The 26,093-nt window shown below is 30.3% G+C and carries 22 protein-coding genes and 2 pseudogenes; 6 read left to right on the top strand and 18 right to left on the bottom strand.

The genetic code is table 11. From position 1 onward, the window contains the following. Positions 1-10 precede the first annotated feature (10 nt). The 9 genes and pseudogenes from RCG18_RS22140 to lepB form a co-directional block, all read right to left on the bottom strand. Positions 11-700 carry a Crp/Fnr family transcriptional regulator gene (locus RCG18_RS22140; RefSeq protein ID WP_308038164.1) on the bottom strand — a complete coding sequence of 230 codons (690 nt, stop codon included), beginning with the start codon at positions 698-700 and terminating at the stop codon, positions 11-13. Positions 701-777: 77 nt separating this feature from the next. Next, positions 778-3,025: pseudogene (gene clpA, locus RCG18_RS22135) on the bottom strand (ATP-dependent Clp protease ATP-binding subunit ClpA). 2 nt (positions 3,026-3,027) lie between these two features. After that, the gene (locus tag RCG18_RS22130) at positions 3,028-3,327 is read right to left on the bottom strand and encodes an ATP-dependent Clp protease adaptor ClpS (RefSeq protein ID WP_308038163.1); all 300 of its coding nucleotides are present in this window, start codon (positions 3,325-3,327) and stop codon (positions 3,028-3,030) included. Between the two features lie 226 nt (positions 3,328-3,553). Continuing rightward, positions 3,554-5,065, bottom strand: coding sequence for a S24 family peptidase (locus RCG18_RS22125; protein WP_308038162.1), 1,512 nt, complete (start codon positions 5,063-5,065; stop codon positions 3,554-3,556). Between the two features lie 193 nt (positions 5,066-5,258). Next, positions 5,259-6,776 carry a glutamate/gamma-aminobutyrate family transporter YjeM gene (gene yjeM, locus RCG18_RS22120; RefSeq protein ID WP_308038161.1) on the bottom strand — a complete coding sequence of 506 codons (1,518 nt, stop codon included), beginning with the start codon at positions 6,774-6,776 and terminating at the stop codon, positions 5,259-5,261. A 421-nt stretch (positions 6,777-7,197) separates the two neighbouring features. Continuing rightward, the gene (locus tag RCG18_RS22115; protein WP_308038160.1) at positions 7,198-7,377 is read right to left on the bottom strand and encodes a hypothetical protein; all 180 of its coding nucleotides are present in this window, start codon (positions 7,375-7,377) and stop codon (positions 7,198-7,200) included. Between the two features lie 218 nt (positions 7,378-7,595). Continuing rightward, positions 7,596-7,850 (bottom strand): hypothetical protein, encoded by a 255-nt coding sequence (locus RCG18_RS22110; protein ID WP_308038159.1) that lies wholly within the window; start codon positions 7,848-7,850, stop codon positions 7,596-7,598. A 293-nt stretch (positions 7,851-8,143) separates the two neighbouring features. Then, a complete protein-coding gene (locus tag RCG18_RS22105; protein ID WP_178907624.1) occupies positions 8,144-8,341 on the bottom strand; it encodes an alpha/beta-type small acid-soluble spore protein in 198 nt (65 codons plus the stop codon). A gap of 376 nt (positions 8,342-8,717) precedes the next feature. After that, positions 8,718-9,245, bottom strand: coding sequence for a signal peptidase I (lepB, locus tag RCG18_RS22100; RefSeq protein ID WP_308038158.1), 528 nt, complete (start codon positions 9,243-9,245; stop codon positions 8,718-8,720). A gap of 335 nt (positions 9,246-9,580) precedes the next feature. On the opposite strand from lepB, the gene RCG18_RS22095 reads away from it, so the two are divergent. From RCG18_RS22095 to RCG18_RS22070, 6 genes are all read left to right on the top strand, one after another. Next, positions 9,581-9,952, top strand: a complete 372-nt coding sequence (locus tag RCG18_RS22095) for a hypothetical protein (protein WP_308038157.1) — start codon at positions 9,581-9,583, stop codon at positions 9,950-9,952. Between the two features lie 14 nt (positions 9,953-9,966). Continuing rightward, a complete protein-coding gene (locus RCG18_RS22090) occupies positions 9,967-10,401 on the top strand; it encodes a spore coat protein (RefSeq protein ID WP_308038156.1) in 435 nt (144 codons plus the stop codon). A 391-nt stretch (positions 10,402-10,792) separates the two neighbouring features. Then, a complete protein-coding gene (locus tag RCG18_RS22085; protein WP_308038155.1) occupies positions 10,793-15,655 on the top strand; it encodes a cytidyltransferase in 4,863 nt (1,620 codons plus the stop codon). Positions 15,656-15,691: 36 nt separating this feature from the next. Further along, positions 15,692-16,957, top strand: a complete 1,266-nt coding sequence (locus RCG18_RS22080; protein ID WP_308038154.1) for a lactate dehydrogenase — start codon at positions 15,692-15,694, stop codon at positions 16,955-16,957. 96 nt (positions 16,958-17,053) lie between these two features. Next, on the top strand, positions 17,054-18,109 hold the full coding sequence (locus RCG18_RS22075; protein WP_308038152.1) for an NAD(P)H-dependent oxidoreductase: 1,056 nt from the start codon (positions 17,054-17,056) through the stop codon (positions 18,107-18,109). 38 nt (positions 18,110-18,147) lie between these two features. Continuing rightward, positions 18,148-18,987: a PHP domain-containing protein gene (locus RCG18_RS22070; protein ID WP_308038151.1), complete on the top strand. Its 840-nt coding sequence runs from the start codon at positions 18,148-18,150 to the stop codon at positions 18,985-18,987. 89 nt (positions 18,988-19,076) lie between these two features. Here RCG18_RS22070 and RCG18_RS22065 read toward each other — a convergent pair whose 3' ends face one another. From RCG18_RS22065 to RCG18_RS22025, 9 genes and pseudogenes are all read right to left on the bottom strand, one after another. Continuing rightward, complete coding sequence (locus tag RCG18_RS22065) at positions 19,077-19,625, bottom strand: 5-formyltetrahydrofolate cyclo-ligase (protein ID WP_308038150.1); 549 nt, start codon at positions 19,623-19,625, stop codon at positions 19,077-19,079. Beyond that, positions 19,603-20,544: an HPr(Ser) kinase/phosphatase gene (hprK, locus tag RCG18_RS22060; RefSeq protein ID WP_308038149.1), complete on the bottom strand. Its 942-nt coding sequence runs from the start codon at positions 20,542-20,544 to the stop codon at positions 19,603-19,605. Before hprK ends, RCG18_RS22065 begins: the two co-directional genes overlap by 23 nt. A gap of 13 nt (positions 20,545-20,557) precedes the next feature. Further along, positions 20,558-20,746 carry a DUF896 domain-containing protein gene (locus RCG18_RS22055; protein WP_308038148.1) on the bottom strand — a complete coding sequence of 63 codons (189 nt, stop codon included), beginning with the start codon at positions 20,744-20,746 and terminating at the stop codon, positions 20,558-20,560. Positions 20,747-20,867: 121 nt separating this feature from the next. Then, complete coding sequence (locus tag RCG18_RS22050; protein WP_308038147.1) at positions 20,868-21,605, bottom strand: phosphatase PAP2 family protein; 738 nt, start codon at positions 21,603-21,605, stop codon at positions 20,868-20,870. Between the two features lie 181 nt (positions 21,606-21,786). Then, positions 21,787-22,440, bottom strand: coding sequence for a TVP38/TMEM64 family protein (locus RCG18_RS22045; protein WP_374119163.1), 654 nt, complete (start codon positions 22,438-22,440; stop codon positions 21,787-21,789). A 13-nt stretch (positions 22,441-22,453) separates the two neighbouring features. After that, the gene (locus RCG18_RS22040) at positions 22,454-23,602 is read right to left on the bottom strand and encodes a (Fe-S)-binding protein (protein WP_308042080.1); all 1,149 of its coding nucleotides are present in this window, start codon (positions 23,600-23,602) and stop codon (positions 22,454-22,456) included. 21 nt (positions 23,603-23,623) lie between these two features. Then, positions 23,624-24,627: pseudogene (locus RCG18_RS22035) on the bottom strand (phosphotransferase). A 77-nt stretch (positions 24,628-24,704) separates the two neighbouring features. Then, positions 24,705-25,406: a TIGR04282 family arsenosugar biosynthesis glycosyltransferase gene (locus RCG18_RS22030; protein ID WP_308038145.1), complete on the bottom strand. Its 702-nt coding sequence runs from the start codon at positions 25,404-25,406 to the stop codon at positions 24,705-24,707. Next, positions 25,406-26,080, bottom strand: a complete 675-nt coding sequence (locus tag RCG18_RS22025; RefSeq protein ID WP_308042079.1) for a TIGR04283 family arsenosugar biosynthesis glycosyltransferase — start codon at positions 26,078-26,080, stop codon at positions 25,406-25,408. The genes RCG18_RS22030 and RCG18_RS22025 overlap by 1 nt, the downstream gene beginning before the upstream one ends. Positions 26,081-26,093 lie beyond the last annotated feature (13 nt).

Raw genomic sequence — 26,093 nt, 5'->3', positions numbered from 1 at the left:
TGTATATTTTTTATCTTCCCTTAAAGTACAAAGACAACTCTTCTGGATCTCTTACAATTATTTTTTTGCCTAAGAATTTTATCAATCCTATTTTCTCGAAATTATTTATACACCTTGAAATTGTTTCTCTTGTACTGCCTAACATATCTGCCAGATAGGTGATACTTATATTTAGGTTTATTAAAACTCCATCTTCAGTCTGCATCCCATAGTCTCTACAAAGTTTCCAGAGCTTTGCCGCTACCTTCTTATCCATTTTTATTGGTACAGTATTCTTGAGCTGTCTATAAAGCCTTCTAATTTTTTTTGACATTGAGTTAATTATAATTTGAGATAAATTAAAGTCCTTAGACATTATTTCCAAAAGATCATTTTTATTTAAATAAACTATGCAACTATCCTCAAAGGCCTCACAATTTATCGATGCAGATACATTATCAAAAATAACTTCATTTATAAATTCTCCTCTACTAAGAATATAAATTACTCTTTTTTGACCTTCTTCTGAATTTCTAAACATGGTTACTTTTCCACTTAAAACTATATATACCTTATCAGTGTCATCTCTTTCTGAAAATAGCATTTGTCCTTTTTTCAATTTTATTTTTGAGGATTTCAACCTTAGCTCGTTCTTGATTGTTTCATCTAAATCATTAAATATAGTTAACTGATTGAAATCATCATATGTAACTTTACTCATAATGATGTCTCCTTTGAATTACGGAAAAATCTGCACACTACCAATGTAGTATGCAGTATTTATCAAGCTTAATATCATTATTTTTGGTCTTCATTAAAGATTATAATTTTTTCATCCTTAACATCTACAATTATTTTATCATTTTGTGATATTTCTTCAAATAATATTTTATCTACAAAGTAAGGCTTAATCTCCTGTTGTACTACTCTGTTTATTTCTCTTGCGCCATATTCCGAATTAAGTCCTTTTGGGCAAGCCATGTATAACAATCTTCTGTCACATTAATTGCTATATTTTTAACTTTTAATTTTTCTTCAAATTCACCTATGGCTTTTTTAGCTACCAACTTAGCCATATCTTCATCCATTTTATTAAATAGAATTATTTCATCCAATCTGTTTCTAAATTCAGGTGAAAATACCTTCTGCACTTCTGCATCAATAGCATCCAAGTGTACTTTTCTATTTCCAAAGCCCATAAGGGATTTTCCAATAGAAGAAGCCCCTGCATTAGAAGTCATGATTAGTATTACATTTCTAAAATCTGTTTTTCTACCAGAGCTATCTGTTAATGTAGCATAATCCATCAATTGAAGTAAAATATTTAAAACATCTGGATGAACCTTTTCAATTTCATCTAAAAGAAGTACACAATATGGAGTTTTTCTTATAGAATCTGTTAAAAGGCCTCCTTCCTCATATCCTACATATCCTGGAGGCGCTCCAATGAGTCTTGCAACGGTATGTTTTTCTTGATATTCACTCATGTCAAACCTTATTAATGGAATATTTAATGAATTTGATAGCTGCTTACAAATTTCAGTTTTCCCTACTCCTGTAGGGCCAACAAATAATAAGTTTGCAACTGGCTTATTATCATCATTAAATCCAGCTCGTGATCTTTTAATAGCACTTACAATAGTTTCTATAGCCTTATCTTGACCAAATATTTTTCCCTTTAAGTTTCTCTCTAAACCTTTAATTAATTCTAATTCGTTGGAAGAAACGCTTTGCTCAGGTATCTTAGCTATAAAAGAAATAATTTTTTCTATATCATTAGAGTTAATAGTAACTGTACCTTCATTTTCTGAATGAAGTCTAATATAAGCGCCTACCTCATCAATGACATCAATGGCCTTATCTGGAAGGTATCTATCATTGATATATTTTGCGGAAAGCTCTACCGCTGCTGTTAAAGCTTCCTTTGTATATTTAACATTATGAAATTCTTCATAGTTTTCCTTAATTCCATATAAAATTCTATGAGTTTCTTCTATAGATGGCTCTGACACCTCAATCTTTTGAAACCTTCTAGATAATGCTTTATCTTTTTCAAAAACTTTTTTATATTCATCATATGTTGTAGATCCAATAAATCTTATTTTTCCCTCAGTTAAAAAAGGCTTAAGAATATTAGAAGCGTCTAGGGAGCCTCCTGAAACAGCTCCAGCTCCTATTATTGTATGAATCTCATCTATATAAACAATAGGTTTTTCTTCCTTCTCAATACTTTTAAGTACTTTTTTGATTCTCTCTTCAAAATCGCCTCTATATTTTGTTCCAGCAAGCATAGCACCTAAATCAATGGAGTATACTTTACTGTTTTGAAGTAATTTAGGCACTTTATTTTCTGCTATTAATTTTGATAATCCTTTTGTTATTGCAGTTTTTCCTACTCCTGGATCTCCTACGTGTATAGGATTATTTTTAAGTCTTCGTGATAAAACTTGGATAGTTCTATCTAATATATCCTCTCTACCAATCAAAGAATCGAATTTCCCCTGTTCTGCTTTTTCTGTAAGCTCAACGGTAAACTCAGATAGTATTGATTTACTGTTTACTTTTTCTTCATCTAATAGCATATCAAACTCTTCACTATCATCTTCCACCACTTCAAAGTCAAGTTCGGATATTCCGTGAGTTATATAATTTAAAATATCTAATCTTCTTATACCCTGCTTTTTCAAAAAATAACTAGCAAAACTCTCTGATTCATCATATATGGATATAAAAATATCTCCAAGCTTAATGATATCTTTGTCTGCTGCTAAAACATGTTCCCCTGCAGAAGATATTATATTTTGAACTCCAATAGTCTCCAGCGGTTCACCTTCATCTATAAAATCAATATTTTCATTAAAATATTTAACTAGATCACTTTTTAAATCTCCTATACTTCCCCCGATGCCTTCTATCATATTCCTTCCCTCTTCAAAAAGAGTGATGCATATAAGATATGCTCAGGTGTAAAATATTCATGCTTTGAATATTTTGCCTCATTATAAGCAGCAGCAATAACTTCATTTAATATTCCATCTAATCTCATAGTTATTCCTCTTCCATACTAAATTTTAGTGGGAACCCACTCTCTTCTGCCATATTTATGGCTTGTACTGTCTTAGTTGCAGCTATATCATATGCATATACACCAGCAACTCCTATCCCAACTTTATGTACATCATACATAATTTTTGTAGCTTCAACTACTTGTTTTTTAAAAACTTTGACAAGCACTTCTATCACAAACTCCATGGTGGTGTAGTCATCATTGTGAACGAGTACTTTATACATCTTAGGTTTTTTTATTCTAATCTTTGTTTCTTCTTTTAAAATAGATTTTTGTGACATTTTAACAACTCCATTAGTATAAATATTATGCTTAAGGTTATTTTAACACATGTGATTTAAAGTTAACATGGCTTTATAATGAACACGTTATTAAAGTTACACCGTACTTAAGTCCAACACTTGCTTAAGGCCTCCCTAATATTTTTACCATCAAAAGTAATTTATATAATAAATCATATGAAGTAAATAAAAACGGGATTGCCAATTGCCAATCCTGCTTTATTTTCTACTGTTTATATTTTATAATTCCAACTGCAATGCCTATTATATTTGTACCATCATCAGTTATAGGGATTGGATTGTATTTGCTATTTTCAGGCATTAGTTTAATTCCACCTTTGCCTATTGAAAGCCTTTTTAACGTAGCACTTCCATCAATATCAACAGCAACAATATCATTATTTTGCGCAGCGTATTGTTTTCTTATTACTACATAATCATTATCGTCAATATTAGCATTTATCATACTGTCACCTTTAACCTTAAGTATAAAACATTCATTTACACCCTTTAGCCAAAATTTAGGTATATAAAATTTATCCTCTATATCTGGATTTATTAGTATAGGTTCTCCTGCTGCAATATCGTTATAAACCGCTAGCTCTTTTAATTCGTCTTTTGTATATTCATCTTCTCTATCTTCATTCTTTACAATTACATCTGATATATCATTTATATCTCTAACAAAATCATATTTTCTATTATGTCGTATATCATGATATTCAAAAGTTTCAATAGAAAGAGCATTATCATAATGGTTACTCTTTTCTTCTGTATTCAATCTTTCTAAATCATTCATTTTTTCTTCCAGCTCCAAACTATCTGTATATGTATTTTTAAGAGAATAAGTTTTTATTTTTGTATCTATTCCAATACTATTGAGTTTCCTTCCTTTAACAAACCAACCATTAGGGTTAGAATTGTTATCCTGATTATTTACCAAAAGCATACTACCATAGTCTTGATTATTTAATAATGACTTTAGGATTTCAAACTGTACTTTCGTAAAATTTTGAAATTCATCTACTATTATATGAGTAAATTTACTATTCGAATTTTTAATATGTTCTAGAGCTATTAGGTCTCTTTCTTCAAAATCTAGTAAATGATTCTCTTCTAAAATCTTATTATATGAAATCATAAGGTTAAAAATAGCTTCTCTTGATTTGGAATTTTTTAAAAGCCTTGAAGGTCCTTCACCCTTCCTAACCTTTCTTCCTGCTCTATCAGCACTTTGATATGCTTCAATAGTACTGTAATTACAACACTTTATCCATCTTATTTCATCTACAAGAAAACTACTAAACTTCGAATTTAATATTTTTACATTTTTATAATGTTCCTTTATAGTTTTTATACATTTATTTATTATAACTATTTTATCTTCCTCTTTAATGATTGTATGTTTGCTCTTTTCACTATTATTAAAGTATTTACATATAATGTTTTCAATACTGTAAAAACTTAGTTTGTCCTCCTGATTAGAGAATAGCGTTATATATTCTAATTTATTGTTGTCCTCTACTTTATCATATATTTTTTTAGCAATATCAACATTTATATCTTTATCTGATACTATTAAGACTGCATCGTCCTCAAACAAACAATATTGGTTCTTTAAGTATATAGCTCTATGTATTGCTGCTGTGGTCTTTCCAGATGAAACATTTCCTTTTAGTAAACTATAACCTAATTGTTTGTTTAATATTATTCTTCTCTGAACTGCATCTAATTTCACCTTTTCACCTCCAAACAGAAATATAAATCAATACATATATTATAACTCAACTATTACTATAATAGTTATAAAATATTTCATGAATAATTCAGTTTCCACATTTATATTTAGTAAGCATTGAGAAAAACAAGAAAAATTAGAGTAAAATATTAAAGGAGGTTGTTGAATAACCAAACAACCTCCTTTAATTATATTATGCATTTTTTCTTCTATCTTCTTTGTTGTTTCTTTCGTAACTGCTATACATAAGCCAGGCAACCACTGAGAAGAATACTGGTCCAGCTATACTCCAAATTGTAGTTTTCATGTCACCATCTATAGCTGGTTCTATTATTGAAAATACATTAGCAAATCCTACAGTAAAAACAACCACTACTGTCCATATAAAGGCGCTATTGTAAGTTTTAAATACTGCAAATGGCTTTTCAATCCGTTCATTTTTCTTAAATGGAGGAAAGGCAATTGCTATAAACATATATGGAAGAGTCATTGCTACGTTAGTCATTGCAACTAATATGTCAAAAAACTTTGACATTGAATCTCCGCCAAATGATACTAAAAATATCATTATACAAACTATAGTAGCTTGAATCCACATAGCATTTAGTGGCATTCCACCTTTTAATTCCCCCATTTTTCCAGGCCATAGCCTAGCAGGAGTACCTTCTATTATTTGTTTTAGCGGAGAATATGTTAGTGTAAAGAATGCTCCTGATAAAGCTAAGAACATTGAAAGTCCAACAAATCTTGCTATCCATGCACCCATAGCTACAGCCGTAGCTTCACTTGTTCCAAATGCAGTTCCAAGTGCATATCCTAAATTAGCCATTACTACGTAACCTGCATTACCTAAGTGAACACCTTGTGTATTCATAACTTTTGCCCAGTTAGTGAATATACCAACCATAAATATTCCTAACGAATACCCTATTGATATAATAACTGCTGATATAACAACTCCTTTAGGGAAAGTCCTTTCTGCATTTTCAGTTTGATCAACTAATCCACCAACAACCTCTATACCACCATAGGCAAATATAGCATAAACTATAAATGCTAAAGAAACAATTGTATTTCCAACAAACTTTGGATTTGGTGATTGTGTAAATGCACTTAATCCTTGAATAGGCTGAGCTAATTGTCCCTTATTCCCAAATAAAACTAACAAAGCGCCAACTAATAAAACAATATTTAGTGCTGCAACAGCTGTTCCACCTAATGATGTTATTCTTTTGATTTTATCTAAACCTTTAGTGGATACATAAGTTACAAATATGATCCATAATATTCCCAATATTCCTAAGGTTTTAGGCCCAGATAATCCAAATAATGACCAAGACTTTGTTGTATCTTTTCCGAATATTGCATTTGATATAGGAACCCATACACCTGATGCAACATTTACCATCCAAATAATATAAGAAGCATACCACATAAAGGTTCCCATAAATGCAAATTTAGGTCCAATAGATTTTTCCATCCATGAGTAAATTCCACCTCTTTCACTCTTAAAGGCTGCCCCAAACTCAGCCATCATTAGTGCAAAAGGAATGAAAAATGTTATTCCTGATAAAATATACCATGGAATAGCAGCATAACCCATTTTGTAGAATGATCTTGGTATATTATTAAACCCATATACAGAGGTAAAGATCATTAATACTAATGATACTAGCGTTAATTTTTTTGTTGAATCTACATTTGAAGCCATTTTTACCCTCCTTATTTATACCATAAATTTTTGATTTTCAAACCCGACTATTATTTACATGAATGTATCAATAATCTATTGTATATCAATAATATTCCCAGACTATTATATAAAATACTATTATATAGAGTAAAAAATAAACCTCGAAGAATGGCCTTTCTTCGAGGTTTGTAAATTTTAACAAATTATTTATATAGGCTTACTAGTCCTAAAATTAGTTTCCTTATAGCTTATTTTTAAAATGGAAACTCCTTTTCAATTTCTCAAAGGAGTACACGCTGTGTAAGCGACCATATCAAAATCTTTGATTTTGGTTCTCTGCTTAATTGAATAAACTTACTGTTATGGAACATAAATAAATTTATGACCACAATTTGTACATTCAAAATACATATTATTATCTTCATTATTTCTACATACTTTAAAAATCTCTCCAGTGCACTTCGAGCATATAGTAGGAAAAACTGAGTTCATTTCCTCGATTAAGTTTCTCTACTACTTTGCATTCTGTACATATCATAAGCACTTTTAGCCTTTGTACACTAATCTTAAACCTATTTCCTTTGCATCCTTCTTTTTTACATACTACGGTATTTAACATTATACCATCTCCCTCCTATTTTTTAATATTCAAAAAGAGATGATAATATGCCTGTGAGGAGAATTTCCTCTCCTCATAGCTGCTACCACCGTAATCCCTGTGGCTAAACCGTCTATTGTCCCTGTTGGTGCAATAAATTAATATTGAAATGTATTATATTTAAATTATTGACAATCATGGATTTAATATATAATAATGATATCTAAAGAAACCTAAGGCTATTGTACACATTCCATTATTTTGCTTATATACTTCCTATCATTGCTTATCCTTATGAGGCTTTGAATAAAATACTTATCTTTACTTTTGGGCATCTCCTTTCTTTCTATTAACTTAATCATAACCATACAAATATTATAATTTCTCACATGAGTGTGCCCTTCCTTAAAATTTTTATGCCTGTTGTGAACTATATAACCATCTCCCGCTTTATAAATCTTAAAATCTGGGTTTTGATATATTTGTACACTCACTGCACTTCACCTCATAAATATATTAACATTATTTAGTTATAAAAATATTAAGATTTTTTTAATATTATGACAATAAATTAAAAAAGTTTTTTATATATTTTATTATATTTATTATGTAGTTTAACTGTTACAAAGTATTTAGTGCAAATTGTAAGACTACTAACTAAATAAAAGTTCTTAACGGACTGAAGCTTGAAAACATAGCCCGGGGTGTAAGTTAACTGTCTACCTTTGAACTCTACAGAAAAAGCCAGGTAGAATATGTCTACCTGGCAGTTAACTTTAGCTATGTTCTATTTTAAACCTTGTTCGTAAGCTTCTACCATTTTCTTAACCATGTTTCCGCCTACTGATCCAGCTTCTCTTGAAGTAAGATCTCCATTATAGCCTTCTTTTAAGTTTACTCCAACTTCTCTAGCTGACTCCATTTTAAATTGATCTAATCCTTGTTTAGCTTGTGGAACTAATACTCTATTACCTCTACTTGCCATAAATTTATTCCTCCTTAAAATATATTTTATTTTCTGTAATTTATTTGATTGTACTATAAGTTTGTGCGATTTTTAAATTATTAATCTATTAAATTACATACAAAAACTCTATTAATTGCTATTTATGGTTCATAAATTCATATTTTATAATTTTATGTCGATTTTTCTCATTTAATAATTTATGAACAAGCTTCAAGTATAATGGTATATTTTTTAAAAATATGGTTAAAATTATTTTTGTGTAGCTATAATAAAATTCCTTTATAATATTTACTTAAAAATAGAGCACTCCTAATTAAAACTAGGAGTGCTCTCAAACTCTAACTTCTTTAATATCAAATTTATATTATCAAATTATATTAGATGATATAAGCTATTAGAACACCTTCATAGAATCAAAAGGGAACACTCTTATTACCGCATGTCCTTTTAGGTCCTTTAAATTTATAGGTCCTAATATTCTACTATCAATACTATTAGTTCTGTTATCTCCCAATACAAATACACATCCACTCGGAACAGTATATTTAGACTTAGTTGATAATGGTTCTGTTATATCATTTGCAGGAAGATAGTTCTCATCTAATACATTTCCATTAAGGTACACATGCCCATTTTTTATTTCAACAACATCACCAGCTATACCTATTACTCTTTTTATGTAATAATTTCCTTCTGCATCCTTAGAATCAAAAACAACTATCTGACCTCGCTTGACATTAGATGTTTCTGTACTTATTTTTTCTAAAAATAATATATCTTTATTGTGAAGAGTAGGCTGCATTGAAGGTCCTTCAACAGTTGCTCTTGCAAATACATAGCTGTGAAATATCAAAGCTATAAACAATGCTGCAATAATAGAAATTGCATATTCTTTTATTTCTTTCATTAATTGGTTATTCATCTGCTCATCTCCTTTAAGTTATTTAATTAATTTTACCATAATTTTATTTAAAATCTTTTATTAAATTTTAAATTATTTATTAAATTTTAATAAAAACTAAAACTACGAGACTGTAAGAGTTCAATATCAGCAATTTGTGATTTTAACGTATCATCTATTCTCATAACTCTCCTTCGTTAAAAAAATTATTTTATTATTGATTTATATATCTCTCATTTATCCTTCTCTACACTTGATTTTTTATATAGTACTTTATAGATAATTATGCTATTTTTCCCATGGATATAAGTAAATAATATAGAGAAAAATAAAATAAGTAAGAGAGGTGACAATTTATGCAAAATAATCTAGGCTTGGCTCCACATGAAATGTTAGAGCTACATGAATTAATGAATAGCGAAATTGTAAGTTTAAAAAGAACTGAAGCAAGTATGTCAATGGTAAACGATAATGAGTTGAAAAATTACATGCAACAATGTTTAAATTCTAAAAAGTCAGCTCTTCAACAAATGCAAAACTTTATTAACAATCAGTGCAATTTAAGCGGTAATCAAAACAATAATAACAATAATCAAAATAACCAACAGAATAATCAACAAAGTAGTCAAAATGGCCAAAACAATCCAAATAACCAAAACAATCAGAATAACCAAAGCAATCAGAATAACCAAAGTAGTGGTGCTTCCGGTCAAAATAGCCCTGGATAGGAGGTAATATAATAATGTCATGGATAGACACTGCTTGCAATATTATGTCAAGTAATACTCAAAATAATAATAACAACAGCAATAATAACAGCTGTAACAATAACAATAATAATAATAATAACCAAAATAATAATAACAATAATAATAATAATAATAATAACCAAAACAATAATAATGAGTACAACTCAAATAATAGTGCTAGAGATAAGGAAATAGCTTTAGAGTTGTTAACTATGTCCAAGTCTGATATTCTCAGCCTCGCTTCAGTAATCACTGAAATATCCAATCCTCAGCTTAGAGAATTATTAGGTTCACAGCTTACGAATTCATTGAATGAACATTATAAACTCTCAGACATGGCAGTCAACAAACAATGGTACAATGCCTTTTCAACTCCACAGCAACAACTTCAACAAGATGTTGAACAATCGAAAAATTTATCACAATAATCCCTATAGATATTTAAACTGAGTGTTTCGCTTATTAGCGACCTCTTCTGTACTGTTAATATTTATATGTGTTTTCATACATTATACACCTTTTAACGGTAAATAGCATAATTTTAAATTTAGGTAAATCTTACACAAATAGTCTTGCAATTGGCCAAGACTATTTTAAATTTCTTCTTCATTTAATCATATTTCGAAAAATTTCACTTTAACGTCTTTAAAAAAGCATATTAAAAGTATATAATTTTCTGTAAACAATGTATTAAGGAGGTTAAAGTCCTATATGGGCTTTAACGGGTAACTTGTGAGCGGAAGCGAACATCTTAAGTTACCCAGTTCCCGAAGGGAAACGAGCAAAATTACCCAGTGTGACCACTGAAAGGAGGAAAAAATGAACAGCATACCATTTGTTGAAATTTACAATAGAATTATAAGAAGACTTACCAGTTCAAAATGGCTGCAAAAATTCAGTATAGATAAATATTTAATAGATAAATATTTTAGAAATAAGAATTTTTCTGATGATTTGAAAAGCCTTATAGAAACAAAGGATTTTACTGCAAAAAAAACTCTTGAATTGTGCTTACCTCTTCTTAATGAGTTAGCAAAAGAAAAAGCTCCATCTGATTGGCTTGGTTATATACATCAATATACTCTATACAAAAACTTTCCTGAAACTGTCTCTGTAGAATTACTAGATGAGTTAATTTCATCCTGTGAAACATTTTTAAGAATTTTTCGTGTAATCTGTGAGGTTCAAAAAGATTCTTCAGATAGAACCTGGCAAAGCTTATATGCCATGAACTTTTTAACTTTGCAAGAAGAAAACGAACTTGAACACCCAGAGGAGTATAGAAGATTTGTTAGAGCTTTTAATGACAATTACTCTTATGAAATGATGAAAATAAACGGAGAAATAACCGGTTTTACTACACTGGATCATGTATGTGGAGTTCATTATCTCGCATTATTTATTGCACGTCAATTAAAATCCATTGGAACGCCAGTAGACTTAGGTAGGGTTTCAGGCGCTGCTGGAGGACACGACATAGGAAAGTATGGATGCAAAGGAATAGAATTAAAGCGGGTTCCTAGACTCCACTATTACTATACAGACCAATGGTTTAAAAGATATGGGATAAATTATATAAGAAACATAGCTATTAACCACTCTACCTGGGACTTAGAGCTTGAAAATTTATCTATTGAATCTCTGCTTCTTATATACTCTGATTTTAGAATAAAAGATGAATATATAAATGGCAAAGCTAAAATGAAGGTTTACTCTCTTGAGGACTCTTTTCATGTTATCTTAAGCAAACTTGAAAATGTTACTAATGAGAAAAGTAAAAGATATAAAAGAGTTTATTCTAAATTAAAAGACTTTGAAGATTTTCTTATTAATTTAGGCATAGATACTAATCCTAAATCAAAGTTTATTTTAACAAAAATTCCAAAACAACACTATACCCTGCTTCAAGGAAACGAAATTGTGCAGAATCTAAAATATCTTTCTATAAGTCATAATATAAACTTAATGTATCACCTTCGTGATGAATACTCACTTGATGCCTTATTAGAAATGGCAAGAAGCGAAAAGGATTGGAAAAACTTAAGAGAATATGTAAGAATATTTCAGGAATATTCCACATATCTTACTCAAAAACAAAAACTTCAAACTATTAAATTTTTATATGAAAACCTCGTTCATCCTGAGGACGATATACGGAGGCACTGTGCTGAGTTAATAGGGAGCCTCATTGCTATTTTTGATGAAGAGTACAGAAAGGAAATTCCTGAGAACGTAAAATTGGAGGCTAGTTCCATTTGCAGTGTTGACCTGCTAAAGGAATACTTTGAATTAATGCTTTCTCCAGGGCATAAGGTCATACCTTCTCATAGATTCAATATAGGATACAGTATAAGTATAATGGTGAATTCCCTATTCGTAAATTGTAGAAAAAAATCCTATTATAAAAGCTATAAAGAAGTTATATTTAACTTTTATAAAGACGAAAGATATAAAAGCAGCGATTGCGATTTATTTTTACTAGAAACAGCTAAATATATACCTTTCGATGCATATGAGGATGATATTGATATAGTTTATCACTATGTATTTTCAAGATTAACAAAGAGAATTAGTGTTACCAGACTTGAAGCATTAGAAACCATGCTGCGTTTAATTCATGAGCTTCCAGCAGAACATCCATTTATACAAAAGTTAAGACAATATTTCTTAAACATAACTAAAAAAAGCAAAGTTCCTGCTGAAAATCTTTTACTTTATAAAATAAATAAGGCTTTAAATATAAAAAAGAATGTAGAATACTTTAAGTCACATTGTCAATTAAATAAAAACACTGTAACAGATATATTCTTGAGTAACCTAAAAACTGCCACTGACTGGATTAGGAAAAGAAATCAAGTAGAATTACTTTTAGATCATGTATTAAATAACTCTCAAGCTACTGGACTTCATACGGCTATACATTTTTGTAATCTTCTAAAAGTAAGTGCTATAGAAAGTGTTAGAAATAGAGCTGGAAGCGCAGTTTTAATGATTATGCCTTATCTAACCTTAGCAGAACGAAACGAAGTGGCTGTAGAATTATTCCGTGCACTTGAAATTGAGGGAAATAAATTCACTGAATATATACCAAGATATGCTGGCCAAGCGATTCTATGGCTTCAACCTAAAGAATTAGATGAAGTAATTAATGATTCCATAGTAAAGATTAAATCATCTAATATTAATCTTAAATCACTAATACTAAAGACAATAGGAATAACTATTTCATACTATGACCTTTATAAAGATAGATTTGAGGAAAATGAAAATTCTTATTATAAAAGATTAAATAAAATGTTCGGAATTCTCCTTAATGGTCTAGGAAATTATGATCCCCAGGTTAAGCAGGCAGCCTTTAGTGTTATAGGTAAAGATATTTTTGGAGCTCCATATCTTGGCTTAAAGAAAAAGGCTGATATATTTAAACTTATAGCTAAAAAAGTGCTTACATTAATTACAAGTAACGAAAATGCTGAACTTTTATTTTTAACAAGATCAGCAAGTTTAAATCATATATATAGGTTTATATCAGATTTTAACTTTTTTCATGGAAATATAGATATACCTCTTCCAGAAAAAATTGCATTTTTCCCTGGAACTTTCGATCCATTCTCTCTTAGCCATAAAGAAATAGCAAAGTATATAAGGGATTTAGACTTCGAAGTGTATCTAGCCATTGATGAGTTCTCTTGGTCTAAAAAAACACTTCCTAGTCTCCTGAGAAGAAACTTAGTTAATATGTCTATTTCAGATGAACTTAATATATATATTTATCCTGATATTCTTCCAACAAATATAGCAAATCCAGATGGCCTAAAAAACCTAAGGGAAAATTTTTCAGGCTCTGAGGTATACATTGCTATAGGAAGCGATGTTCTTTTAAATGCATCAAGCTATAAATTGCCTAAAACAGAGAATTCTATCCATACTTTTGCCCACATAATTTTTGAGAGAGGCAAAAGTAAAAAATTCAGCAGTGCAGTAAAAAATATAGAAAAAGATGTTATAGTTCTTACATTATCATCTAAATATTCAGAGCTTAGCTCTACACAAATAAGAAGCTATATAGATGAAAATAGAGATATTTCTAGTCTTGTAGACCCCTTAGCACAACAATATATTTACGATAATGGATTTTATCAAAGAGAAGCTCAAGATAAATCATTAATAAAATCTCCTTGGCTCGATACAGAGATTATTGATATTTTTTCTACTGATTTCATAAATACAATATGCGAAAGTATACCAGAGTCAGATGAGGAATTTAAGGAAAAGCTTATATCTGTAGCTTCAAAACCTTCTGCTAGAATAATGTTATTAAAAAACACCAACACCAACCAAATTTTAGGTTTTTCTGTTTTTCACTGGATTCGTTCTGCTACTTTGTACGATGAATTTAGAAACTCTGAGGTATCACAGTATATACGTGAAAATAGCGTAGGAAGAATAATGCTAATAGATGGTCTATATATAAAAAATTATGATAAAAATAATGAACTTGAACAAATATTGCTTACGGAAACTTTGACAGCATGCATTTCAAGAGATTATGAGTATGGTATATATAAAAATATATTCAGCAGTAAATTTTGCTCTGACAGCATATATGATTTACTTAAACTAAATGGCTTCATTAAAGTTCCATTTTGCGATGATAATAACCCTGTTTTTGCAGTTAATATGAGTACTCCTTGTATACTAAATCTTGACATACAAAATATAATAAAAGAGCCTTTTAGAAGCAATCCTAGAGTAAGAAATGTATTATCTGCTTCGCGAAAAAAATTACAGGAAGCCATTATAAAGCTTTATCCTGGAGAACTGCTTATCCCTTTTGATGTTAACTTTGTATATCAAAATATGATAAGAAAAATATGCAAAGAAAATGGTGTACCAACCCAAACAGTTCTTCCTAAAAAGCTAGGCCCATCCATGTGTGTACCTTATGGAGATATATTAAGAAGATATGTTATACCAAATACAGTGACAAAATCACTGCATACAGAGAAGCTATTTTACCCTGATATGAGAAGGTTTATTATTGGAGAATTCCCTCACTACCTCGATCTAAAAACTCAAGTAAAAATGATGAAATCTTTTAACCGCTCAGTTATACTAGTAGATGATCTGCTTCATAAAGGATATAGAATAAAGGCTTTGGATCCTATTTTTAAAAATGAGGATGTAAAAGTACAAAAGATTATTGTTGGAGTTTTGTCTGGAAGAGGAAAAGATTTAATGGATATGCAGAACAGGCAGGTTGATAGCGTGTATTTTATACCAAGACTTAAAATATGGTTTAATGAGAATTCTCTATATCCCTTCATAGGAGGAGATGCATTATGGCGAGGTGTTTACCCTGAGAGAAACCTTCTGCCATCTATAAATTTAATTTTACCATATACTTATCCTGCTTTTATCAGAAAAGCTTCAAAAGCGGATATATATGATTTATCTAAAACTTGTATAGAAAACTCTATAAACATACTGGAAGTATTAGAAAGTGAATTTCATTCAATGCAAGAAAAAAACTTAACTTTGGGCTCCTTAGGCCAAGTACTTACAATACCTAGATGTCCTGAACACGGAGAAAATATGGGATATAACTTAAATCTAAATGCATCCAGCTATTTAAAAAATGATCTTGAACTTTTGTTAAGACTTAGCCACGCATTTAAATAATACTAAATAAATTTGATGAAAGGACTAGATTTCCATATGACTAAAGACTTATTTTACTACACATTAAAAAACAACCTATTGATTTCAAACAAGAAGTATAATCTGGAGGAAATTACGGAGGAATCTGCTAAGAATTTTAGCGGAAGAATATTTTCTCTAAATCATATTAATCCATATAAATCTAGAAGAACCTATTGTGTAACATCTACAAGTAATCTATTTATAGAAGAAGAAAACTTGGAACTGTTAAAAGATGTAACTGATTATAACTTAAATATTCCTCAGTGGATAATAGAATATATATATAATAGAAAAATTACTTCCATAAATACCGCTTATAAGGATTGGCAGGAGGCTTTGGATTCTTCTTTTTCTATATGCAGCAATCCAAAAAAATTTAAAAAATGGATCCTCACAGTTGTTGGTCTAGGTGATGTAGGCGGAACACTGATTACTGGACTTAGACTTTTAGGAGGCGATTGTATATCTCATATAAATATATATGATAAGGATGAAAATAAAGTAAAAAGGTGGGAGTATGAGTGTAATCAAATTCTGCCACCGGATTATACTAATAATTATCCTACCGTATATGCTGTGGGAGAAGAAGATTTATTTAACTGTGATATGTTTGTATTTTGCGTATCCGCCTACGTACCTGAGGTTGGTAATGAAACTTCAGATGTGCGACTTATGCAATTTCAAGGTAACTCGAAAATTATTGGCTACTATACAAATATGGCTGCTAAAAACAACTTTAAAGGTATATTTGCTGTAGTTTCTGACCCTGTAGACTTACTTTGCAAAACAGTTTTTGAAGAAGGCATTAAATATACCTCCGACCAGCACCCTTCTCTGACGCCAGAGCAGATTAGAGGTTATGGGCTTGGTGTAATGAATGCCAGAGCATGCTATTATGCCAAACAAAAATCTGATTGCAGTCATTATTTAGAATATGGTAGAGCCTTTGGTCCTCACGGCGAAGGACTTATAATAGCAGATAGTATAGATAAATATAATGAAGAGCTATCAGAATACCTAACAACTAAAACAAGAAAAGCAAACTTAGAGGTTCGATCTATAGGCTTTAAGCCTTATGTAGCTCCTGCTTTGTCTTCTGGAGCATTTTCTCTTATAGCTACGATAAAGGGAGATTGGCATTATAGTGCTACTTTTATAGGAGGTGCTTTTATGGGATGCAAAAATAGACTGCTTCCCGGAGGCATAGAATTGGAGACCTATAAAAATATGCATGATAGTCTTTATCAAAAACTATTAGAAACCTACAATTCTCTACTATAGGGTTTCTAACTAGAAAGTTGCCTTATACAGAGGGATATGTTAATTTTCTAGTTAGTTTCCCCATACAATAAATTAAATATATTGCGGGGTGATGGTATGAAAAATCTGTATGTTATAGCTCCAAATGAAGATTTATCAAAGCAGCTTCAACTTATGATAGAAGGTTTTAGTAGAAACTTTGATTCTGTCATATATATAAAAGAGTTTGAAAATCATGTGTGCCTAAAGAATAAAAAAATATTATTTGCACTGGAGTTAGGATTTACAGGCTTTGACTTACCAATGCTTAGATTTTTCGAATCACTAAAGAATAAAGACAATGACATTTTTCATGGTTCAATAGCTTCCTTACTTGTTCATAGTTCAAGTGAGCTTGGTACTAAAGGAGCCGCTCAAGACATAGTTTTCATGGCTAATAACCTCGGATGCGGCTTTATAGGACACCCTTTAGTTGAAGCCACCAAAAGCTTAAGAAACTTTTTAACTTGGCAAAAAACTCTTCAAATTCCGCTTAAGGATATATGCATTCATCTATGTAATAATCTTGGTAAAAGACTTTTAGACTATGCAAACACTTCTCTTGATAGAACGGGAAAAAACATTACAGTATTATATTCTTCACCACACAAAGCTTCAAACACACTTGAACTATGGCATATGGCTTCTAGGAGGTTAAATGATTTTGCAATAAATGAGATTCAAATTGAAAATGGCAAGGTATTAGATTGTAAAGGATGTTCATATACCCTATGCCTTCACTATGGCAAAAAGAACAGATGTTTTTATGGAGGATTTATAACAGAAAATGTACTTCCTGCTATTGAAAAAGCGGATTCAATAATATGGCTGTGTCCAAATTATAATGACGCAATTGCAGCAAACCTAACAGCTACAATAAACAGGCTTACAGTTTTATACCATAAAACTGGCTTTCATGATAAGTCAACCTTCGGCGTTATTGTGTCAGGAAACTCTGGCAGCGACTCTGTAGCTAAGCAACTCATTGGAGCTTTAAATATTAATAAAGGATTTAGGCTTCCTCCTTATGCTATAATTACTGAGACAGCTAATGACCCTAATTCCATATTTAAAATTGAGGGCATTGAGGATAAAGCAAAAACTTTTGCAAAACGTATAGCTGAGGGGATATAATAGAACTGCAGTATATTTTAACAAGAAGGTGATTTTAATTGTATAAAAAAGGTGATTTTCATCTACACACCAAAAACTCTGATGGTAAGTTATCTTCCATAGAACTACTCAACTTGGCAAAACAAGAAAGTGTAGATATTATAGCTATAACAGACCATGATACAATTGCTGGTATAGAAGAAGCGGTAGAATATGGCGAGAGCGTAGGAATAAAGGTCATACCTGGCGTGGAACTTTCTACATTGCATAATGGTAAAAATGTACACATCTTAGGATACTTTAGTGATGTTAATAAAATAAATGATAATTTTAAAGACTTTCTTAAGGAAATGAATGATTACAGGATATTTAGAGCTAAAAAGATAGTTGAGAATTTGAAGCATATTTTTAACATAAGTCTTGATTATGAAAAAATGTTAGAGGATGCTCACGGCATAGTTGCACGACCTCATATTGCCAAAGCTATATTGGAAGAGGGATATGATTATAGTTGGGATGATATATTTCAAAATTTTATTGGCGATGATAGCCCAGCCTACATTCCAAACAAAAAATTAAGCACTGAAGAAGGCATAAAACTTCTGCAATCTATGAATGCCTTAATTGTATTGGCACACCCAGTATTAATAAAAAAAATAAACTTAGAAGATCTTTTAGTTCTTCCCTTTCACGGTATTGAAGCTATATACCCAATTAATACTAAAGAAGATAACGAGAGATTATTAGATTATGCAAATAAATATAATAAAATAATTACTGCTGGTTCAGATTTTCATGGAATTGTTAACAATGATTCAAAGCACGCCTCTACTGTTGGTGAAGTATTTTTAGATGAAAAAGGTATTGAAATGTTTTTAGAAAAACTTAACAGCATTTAAATTAAAAGACTTGTTTAAGCAAGTCTTTTAATTTTAGTCATCTTCAAATTATTTTCTTTCAGATACCTTAAACGGAAACTCCTTTTCGCTTAATCAGTAATTATTCCATCTATAAATAAATCATGCTCTTCCATTGGAACTTCATCTATTACTTGAAAACTGTATGCCAACCCGATTTTCTTTGAATCTTTCCTCATATTCTTCAAAAATCTATCATAGAAACCTCCGCCATAGCCAACTCTTCCACCCTTTCTATCAAAAGCAAGACCTGGAACAAAAGTTAAGTCTACTAAGTTTTCTTTTATGATATTAGTTGTATCTTTAGGTTCTAATATACCATAACTGCTTAAAGCCATATCTTCAAAATTATTAATTCTAATGGCTATCATACCATCTTGTTTTGATATTACCTTAGGTACACATACTATTTTACCATCTTCTAAAGACTTTTTAATAATGCTAAGGGTATCAACTTCATCATTAAAGCTAATAAATATAAATATAGTTTTTGCATTTTTGTAATATTCGCTATTTATAGCCTTCTCATATATGGTTTGATTTAATTTTTCTCTTTTCTCTGTAGTTATAGAAGACCGCTTGTCTTTAATAATTCTCCTAATGTCCTTTTTGCTCTCCATTATGCTCCCTTCTTTCCTTTTCCTCTATCATTCTTTGGCCTATAATATCTACTGGAGTAACATTAGTTATAAAACTATATCTATAATTTGCTGCAGCTGCTTCAATAATTACAGCAAGGTTTCTTCCTGGTCTTATTGGAACCGTTAATTTTCTTACAGGCACATTAAGAATATTTACATATTCTTTATCTATTCCTAGTCTATCATAATTTTCATCTTCTTTCCACTGTTCCAAATATATGACAATATTTATTGTTTTACTTTTCAAAATAGAACTTAAACCATAAAGTGCTGGTATATCAATTATTCCCATACCTCTTACTTCTATCATGCCTGAAGTTATATATGGTGAAGTACCATGTAAAACTCCATCTATTTCTTTTATATCAACAGCATCATCTGCTACCAGTCTATGTCCTCTTTTAATTAGTTCCAGTGCAGTTTCACTTTTTCCTATTCCACTCTCTCCTGTAATAAGCATTCCTATGCCGTACACATCTACCAATACACCATGTAATCTTGTATCTGGTGCTAGTTTACCATCTAAATAATTCATAATCCTACTTATACATCTTGTTGTTATATTATCACTTTTCAAAACCCATCTTTTATGTTGAATTGCGCTTTCCATAAATTCAGAATGAGGTTCTAAGTCTCTGGTTACTATAATGCATGGAATATCAAACTCAAAATACTTTCTAAGTCTTTTTCGTCTTAAATCAGGCTGCATAGCGTCTAGGAAGCTCCATTCTGTCTTTCCCACTATTTGCACTCTCTCGTTAGCGTAATAGTTATAAAAACCTGCAAATTGCAGTCCAGGCCTATTAATATCACTAACAGTTATTTCATTATTGTTTTCTCCGTAATTTATAACTTCCAATTTTAAATCATTTATAAGATCCTTTACTGTTACAGACATCTGCGCTCTCTCCTTAATTTAGTTTGTCTTTAGATGGAACTTTCTCAATACCATCTAATTGAGCTCTAAAATTTCTCTTCACATTATCTATATAGTGCTGTCTTAGTTTTTTCTGCTCGATCTTTTCTTCTTCAGTTAACCCTTCATTTTGGCTCTTTTTATATAAAAAATTTATTCTTTCTATTACTTCTTCTATTTTCATTATGTTCACTCCTAATCTAACTATAATCATATTTTACCTAATAACTGTTTCTAATACATTATACCTAAATATATTTAACATATAAAGGATTTCCTTTAAAAATATAAACTAACTTTGATATTTATCTTTCACTTTCCATGTAATTATTATTAATATTGTCTACATTAAAATTGATCTCTTCTTTAACACTTATCTTTATATATATGATCACACTTGTTAAAGTCCATACAGCTGCAAAGGTCCAGCCAGCCAGAACATCGCTTAAGTAATGAACTCCTAAGTAAATCCTACTTAAACCTACCATAACCCCATACATAATTATAAAGATACTTGAAGCATATGCAAAAAGCTTATTTTTAGCATAATTTAATATAAAAAATGCTAGAATAAGAGAACAGGTCATAAAAACCATTGAGTGGCCGCTTGGGAAACTGTATCCTGAAGCATACACCAACTTCACTACACTAGGCCTTGCTCTTCTCACAATAGCTTTAATGCTCTCATTTAGCACCCACACTCCTAAAATATTAACTATATAAAAAACCGCTTCTCTTTTTCTTTGAAAAAAATAAAGAAAAGAACTTATTACCACTGTAATTACAGTAACTGTTAAAGGATTACCTGTACTGGTTATAATAATAAAAATCTTGCTTAAATAAGCATTTCTTATTGAATAAACATAGTTTATAGCTTTTGCATCCCAAAGTCCATGTCCACTTTTAATGCTGTCTCCAACTACCTCTAGGCAAGTTACCAATAGCACTAAAGATAGAGCTGCTACAAAATAAACGAACAGCACTGACTTCTCTTTTGATATATATGTTGTTTTTGATGCTTTGTTGGAATTAGTTTCTGCCATTATTATTCCTCCTTAATACTAAAATACTAATATATTAAAATTTAAAATCTTATTGTCACTTGTATATTACATTTTAAATTCATATATTTATTATAACTAATAAATTTATTACTTCAACATATATAATCAAATGTAATAAAAAAGAAGGGTGTTTTATTAATACCCTTCATCTTTATAATAATTATTCCTTAACAATGTTTTCCTGGAGATTTTTAAAAGATATTTTTTTCTTCATGATATAAGAAAATACAAACAGTAATATCAGCAACGCTATAGATATGATAAATCCCGAAGAAGATGTATCTATGCACTTGTCTCCTAGGTTTGTAAATATAAGTACACCAGGAATAATACCAATTATAGTTCCAAATAAAAAGTCCTTAAATTTTATTTTTGACAATCCTGATCCATAGCTTATAACGTCAAAAGGTACTAAAGGTATGAGCCTTAGCATCAATACTATAAAAAAACCTCTTTTTTCAACGCCATCTTCAAACCACTTGCCTTTACCATGTACCAGCTTGTTTACAAAATCTCTACCCAAAAACCTAGCTATGTAGAAGGATAGTGTAGCTCCAAATACTGCCCCGATAATAGTATATACTGTTCCATAAAATAATCCAAAAGCCATTCCTCCCGATATTGCTAAGATAGAATCAGGAAAAAACGTTAAAGGCACCAATGTAAACATTATTATATAAATAATTGGAGCAAGTATACCAAAAGAATTAATATAGTTTTTTATACTATTAGAATCATAATTTCTGAATATTCCACACTTATAGCAAATAGCTATAAAGAATATTATAAGAATCATCACTAATATTTTTATCATAATGCTTTTACCTTTACTCACTACCATTCCCCCTTGCTTTAACTTTATACCTATTACACCAACTTGTTATAGTATTAGCTGTTTTCGGCACTTCATCTTTGCATGTCCAAGTGCTGCCAAAAATTAAATCTAATACATGAAGTGATTTTTTTTCTCCCTTTAGCATTGCTTCCCTACAGCTTGCGCAGTAAGTTACAATATAGTCTGTATTAGCTTCATCTGCAACTTTTTTTATGGCCTTAAGTGACACTTTAGGATTTACAGGCAAAACCATTCCTCCTATGCCACAGCATCTAGTTCTTTCTTTTATATATTTCATTTCTTCAATCTTATAATTTAATCTATTCATTATCCATCTTATTGAATCATGAATATCTGGTACATCTCTAGTAGGACATGAATCGTGAATTGTAAAGGTTATATCACTATGCTCCCCAATGCTAATCGAACTTTTAGGCAAATCAATTTCTTTAAATACTGTCCATAATGATTTAATTTTTTGATTTAGTCCATACTTTGAAAATGTCACGTAACAGGATTGACAGGCTGTAATTACCTCTTCAGCATCGGTTTTTTCTATGGTGTCTAAAAGCCTTTTATATCTTACTTTAAATAGTTCATCCTCACCAAGGGACTCTGTAGGTTTGCCACAACATTCGATAAGCAATGCTGTACCAGGAAGCTTTTTCTTTAAATAATTATAAGTTTTATGAACAAGTTCTGGATTATAGGCACTAAGGCTACAGCCAGGCATAAATATTCTTTTAACTTCTTTTGAGTTCTCATCTGTTACTAATCCGCTGAAAGCTTTTGTAAAACTTAATTTTTGATGCATATGAACAGCTCTATGACCTTTTAAGGTTGACATACCATTGTTTTTGATAGCTATATCTTTTCTCATTTTCATAAAAACATCATTAAGTTTTAAGCCTTTAGGACATACCTTGCTGCAAATTCCGCACATATTACAGGAATAAGGAATTAGAGTATCTACGCTTTTATTACTTAATATGCCCTTTAAAAGCTTCTTAGGGCTATCTGAAAATTCTTTTAGAAATTCACATTCTTTCGTACACAGCTTACAATTTATGCAATCTTCCATTAGCTGTTTTATATCTTCTACTGTGCTTTCATTGTCTATATTAAATATATTTTTTTTCATCAAAGGTTATTATTTCCTCCTTTAAAACCATCTACTTAGGAGCTTTTTCATAAAGTCCAATTCAAGGTATTGCTCTATTTTCTTTAACGTGTCCATATTTTTAATATCTTTATCAGGCTTCTGATACTCTATCCATGCATAGGCACACCAAGATAAAGCTCTAAAATAAAGATAAGGTGTATAAAGCTCTACCCTTTCTCTTATATCCTTTTTTCCATTTTGAAGCCTTTCTTCGTAAATTCTAAAGAATTTTTCTTTTCATCCTTAGATAGTACGTAATCTGTTTTCCACAAGGTAGTAGTCTCTACCAAAAACTGTGTTAAATCCTGACATGGATCACTTATAACAGGCTTTTCCCAATCAATCAAGTAATTTCTTTCATCTCCAATAATAAAGTTATGTGAATTAACTTCAGTATTATTGATAACATGCCATTTATTTTCAATAAAATATAGTTCTTTATATTTATTGTCTTCAAGCCATTGCAGAAATTTATAAAAGAAGTTCTTTTGTTCAATTTGAACATGATCACATTTCAAAAAACTATCCAATAACCTTTTTCCTTCTTTTATTCTATCTTCAAAGATATTGTTTTCCACCACAAAACTTTTGTAATCATCTTCATTTATATTTATAGAATGTATTTTAGAAAATATTTCTGAAGCTTTATACAAATCTTTTTTATAATCTAATGGATTACCCTTTAAAAATTCCATAATTAAGATTCCATACTCAAAAAAATCTTTGTTATCACTAACAAAGTACGTTTTAGGAGTTACGCCACTAATCTCTAATCTCTTTAATGCGTTATATTCGTAACTAATCTGATTTTCAAGATCTAATTGACTGCCGGTATTAACTCTAAATACATACTTATGTAGCCCATCCTCAATAGTATAATTTATGTTATACTCTCCTTGTGCTAAAAACTCTACCTTAAAATTCTTTTGCATATTTAAATGTTTAGTAATATGCCTTTGGTTTATATAATCAATTATCTTATTTTGTAGTTCATCCTTGAGCATGTATGTACCTCCTATGTCTAATTTACCTACAAATACTTAATCTATCTAATTCTAAAACTTTAAGCTAGATTGGAATTTTAGGTGCTTATTTGCAAATTATTGATTCTATCTTCCTCTAGAGAATTTATAAAGCTTACAGTATTATGTGGATATGAATCCCAAATGACTTTTTCATCTTTTATCTTGTTTATGAAAATTTTCAAATCATCTTTGGTGTCTATATCTCTACATTTTGAAGATAATCCTACTTTCAGTCCCCTTCTATTCGCAATATCTATGGTACCTTCTAGAACAGATTTTTTCCCCCAAGAAATGTTGTTATTAAATATTTCGTCATGAGCTTTCTTCATACCAACAAGATAGTATCCGCCATCCACTGTAGGTCCAAAACATATATCTTTATTATCTAATATATTAAAGGCTTCTTTTATATGATGAGGTTGAAGTTCCGGTATATCAGTACCTATCAAAATAACTTTATTGTAGTTCCTAAGAAGCTTGTTTATTGCATGCTTCATTCTTCCTCCTAAATCTTCACCTTGTTGAGGAAAAACTTCCATGTATTCTGGAATAATATTTTTTATAATTGAAAAATTCCCTTCTGGGGTATATGTAATATAAATATCTAACTCATGCTTTAACAAGTCACACACAGAGAATAAATCTTGCAGAAAGCTATAATGAATTCTGGCACATTCCTCTCCTGTAAGTAATCCCATAAGTCTGGTTTTAGTTTTTCCCGGAATAGGTATTCTTGTCATTAATATAAGTGCATTCATTACCTAGCCTCCCTGTAAATTTTAATTAATTTATAAGGCGGTACTCCGCATATATATAAGAATCTAATTTTGTGCATTAATAAATGTGTCCTAATCTGCCCTCCGCTTTTAAATCTTCTTCCAGAAGTTCCTATAGCACACTTCAATAATTCTATATTTCCTATTTTCTTAAGCTTTAAGGATAACTCTATATCTTCCATAAGCTCTATTCTAAGATATCCATCTATTGCTTGAAAAATATCCTTTTTTACAAATATTCCTTGATCTCCATATAGTATCTTGAAATACTTTGCTCTTATATTTGAAGTTATAGATATATACTTCATAAATAATGTATTAAAATCATAAAAATAAATGGAGAAACCTCCACCGATGCTGCCATTTTCAATAGACTTCTCTATTAGGAGTATAGAATCTTTATGTAATATTGAATCCGAATGAACAAACCATAAAATATCTCCATTAGCCTCTTTAGCCCCTGCATTCATTTGATTTGCTCGTCCTTTTTCACTTTTCACAACCTTTGCATACTTTGATGCTATATGAACAGTATTATCCGTGCTGTTTCCATCCACAACTATTACTTCTTTTTCACCCTGTAAATCTTCTATACTTTTCAGTAATTTTTGTATACTTTTTTCCTCATTTAGTACTGGAATTATTATTGAAACCATATTATCACCAATA

Source organism: Clostridium sp. OS1-26 (assembly GCF_030915445.1).
Classification (GTDB): domain Bacteria; phylum Bacillota; class Clostridia; order Clostridiales; family Clostridiaceae; genus Clostridium_AM.
Note: the sequence above shows the minus strand (reverse complement) of the source record. Positions and strands in the feature narration are given on the sequence as shown.

Bases quoted from the DNA above. Each gene is read 5' to 3' on its own strand.
- RCG18_RS22140 (WP_308038164.1), bottom strand. From the start codon at position 700: ATGAGTAAAGTTACATATGATGATTTCAATCAGTTAACTATATTTAAT.
- RCG18_RS22130 (WP_308038163.1), bottom strand. From the start codon at position 3,327: ATGTCACAAAAATCTATTTTAAAAGAAGAAACAAAGATTAGAATAAAA.
- yjeM (WP_308038161.1), bottom strand. From the start codon at position 6,776: ATGGCTTCAAATGTAGATTCAACAAAAAAATTAACGCTAGTATCATTA.
- RCG18_RS22115 (WP_308038160.1), bottom strand. From the start codon at position 7,377: ATGTTAAATACCGTAGTATGTAAAAAAGAAGGATGCAAAGGAAATAGG.
- RCG18_RS22105 (WP_178907624.1), bottom strand. From the start codon at position 8,341: ATGGCAAGTAGAGGTAATAGAGTATTAGTTCCACAAGCTAAACAAGGA.
- lepB (WP_308038158.1), bottom strand. From the start codon at position 9,245: ATGAATAACCAATTAATGAAAGAAATAAAAGAATATGCAATTTCTATT.
- RCG18_RS22095 (WP_308038157.1), top strand. From the start codon at position 9,581: ATGCAAAATAATCTAGGCTTGGCTCCACATGAAATGTTAGAGCTACAT.
- RCG18_RS22090 (WP_308038156.1), top strand. From the start codon at position 9,967: ATGTCATGGATAGACACTGCTTGCAATATTATGTCAAGTAATACTCAA.
- RCG18_RS22085 (WP_308038155.1), top strand. From the start codon at position 10,793: ATGAACAGCATACCATTTGTTGAAATTTACAATAGAATTATAAGAAGA.
- RCG18_RS22080 (WP_308038154.1), top strand. From the start codon at position 15,692: ATGACTAAAGACTTATTTTACTACACATTAAAAAACAACCTATTGATT.
- RCG18_RS22075 (WP_308038152.1), top strand. From the start codon at position 17,054: ATGAAAAATCTGTATGTTATAGCTCCAAATGAAGATTTATCAAAGCAG.
- RCG18_RS22065 (WP_308038150.1), bottom strand. From the start codon at position 19,625: ATGGAGAGCAAAAAGGACATTAGGAGAATTATTAAAGACAAGCGGTCT.
- hprK (WP_308038149.1), bottom strand. From the start codon at position 20,544: ATGTCTGTAACAGTAAAGGATCTTATAAATGATTTAAAATTGGAAGTT.
- RCG18_RS22055 (WP_308038148.1), bottom strand. From the start codon at position 20,746: ATGAAAATAGAAGAAGTAATAGAAAGAATAAATTTTTTATATAAAAAG.
- RCG18_RS22050 (WP_308038147.1), bottom strand. From the start codon at position 21,605: ATGGCAGAAACTAATTCCAACAAAGCATCAAAAACAACATATATATCA.
- RCG18_RS22045 (WP_374119163.1), bottom strand. From the start codon at position 22,440: ATGATAAAAATATTAGTGATGATTCTTATAATATTCTTTATAGCTATT.
- RCG18_RS22040 (WP_308042080.1), bottom strand. From the start codon at position 23,602: ATGAAAAAAAATATATTTAATATAGACAATGAAAGCACAGTAGAAGAT.
- RCG18_RS22030 (WP_308038145.1), bottom strand. From the start codon at position 25,406: ATGAATGCACTTATATTAATGACAAGAATACCTATTCCGGGAAAAACT.
- RCG18_RS22025 (WP_308042079.1), bottom strand. From the start codon at position 26,080: ATGGTTTCAATAATAATTCCAGTACTAAATGAGGAAAAAAGTATACAA.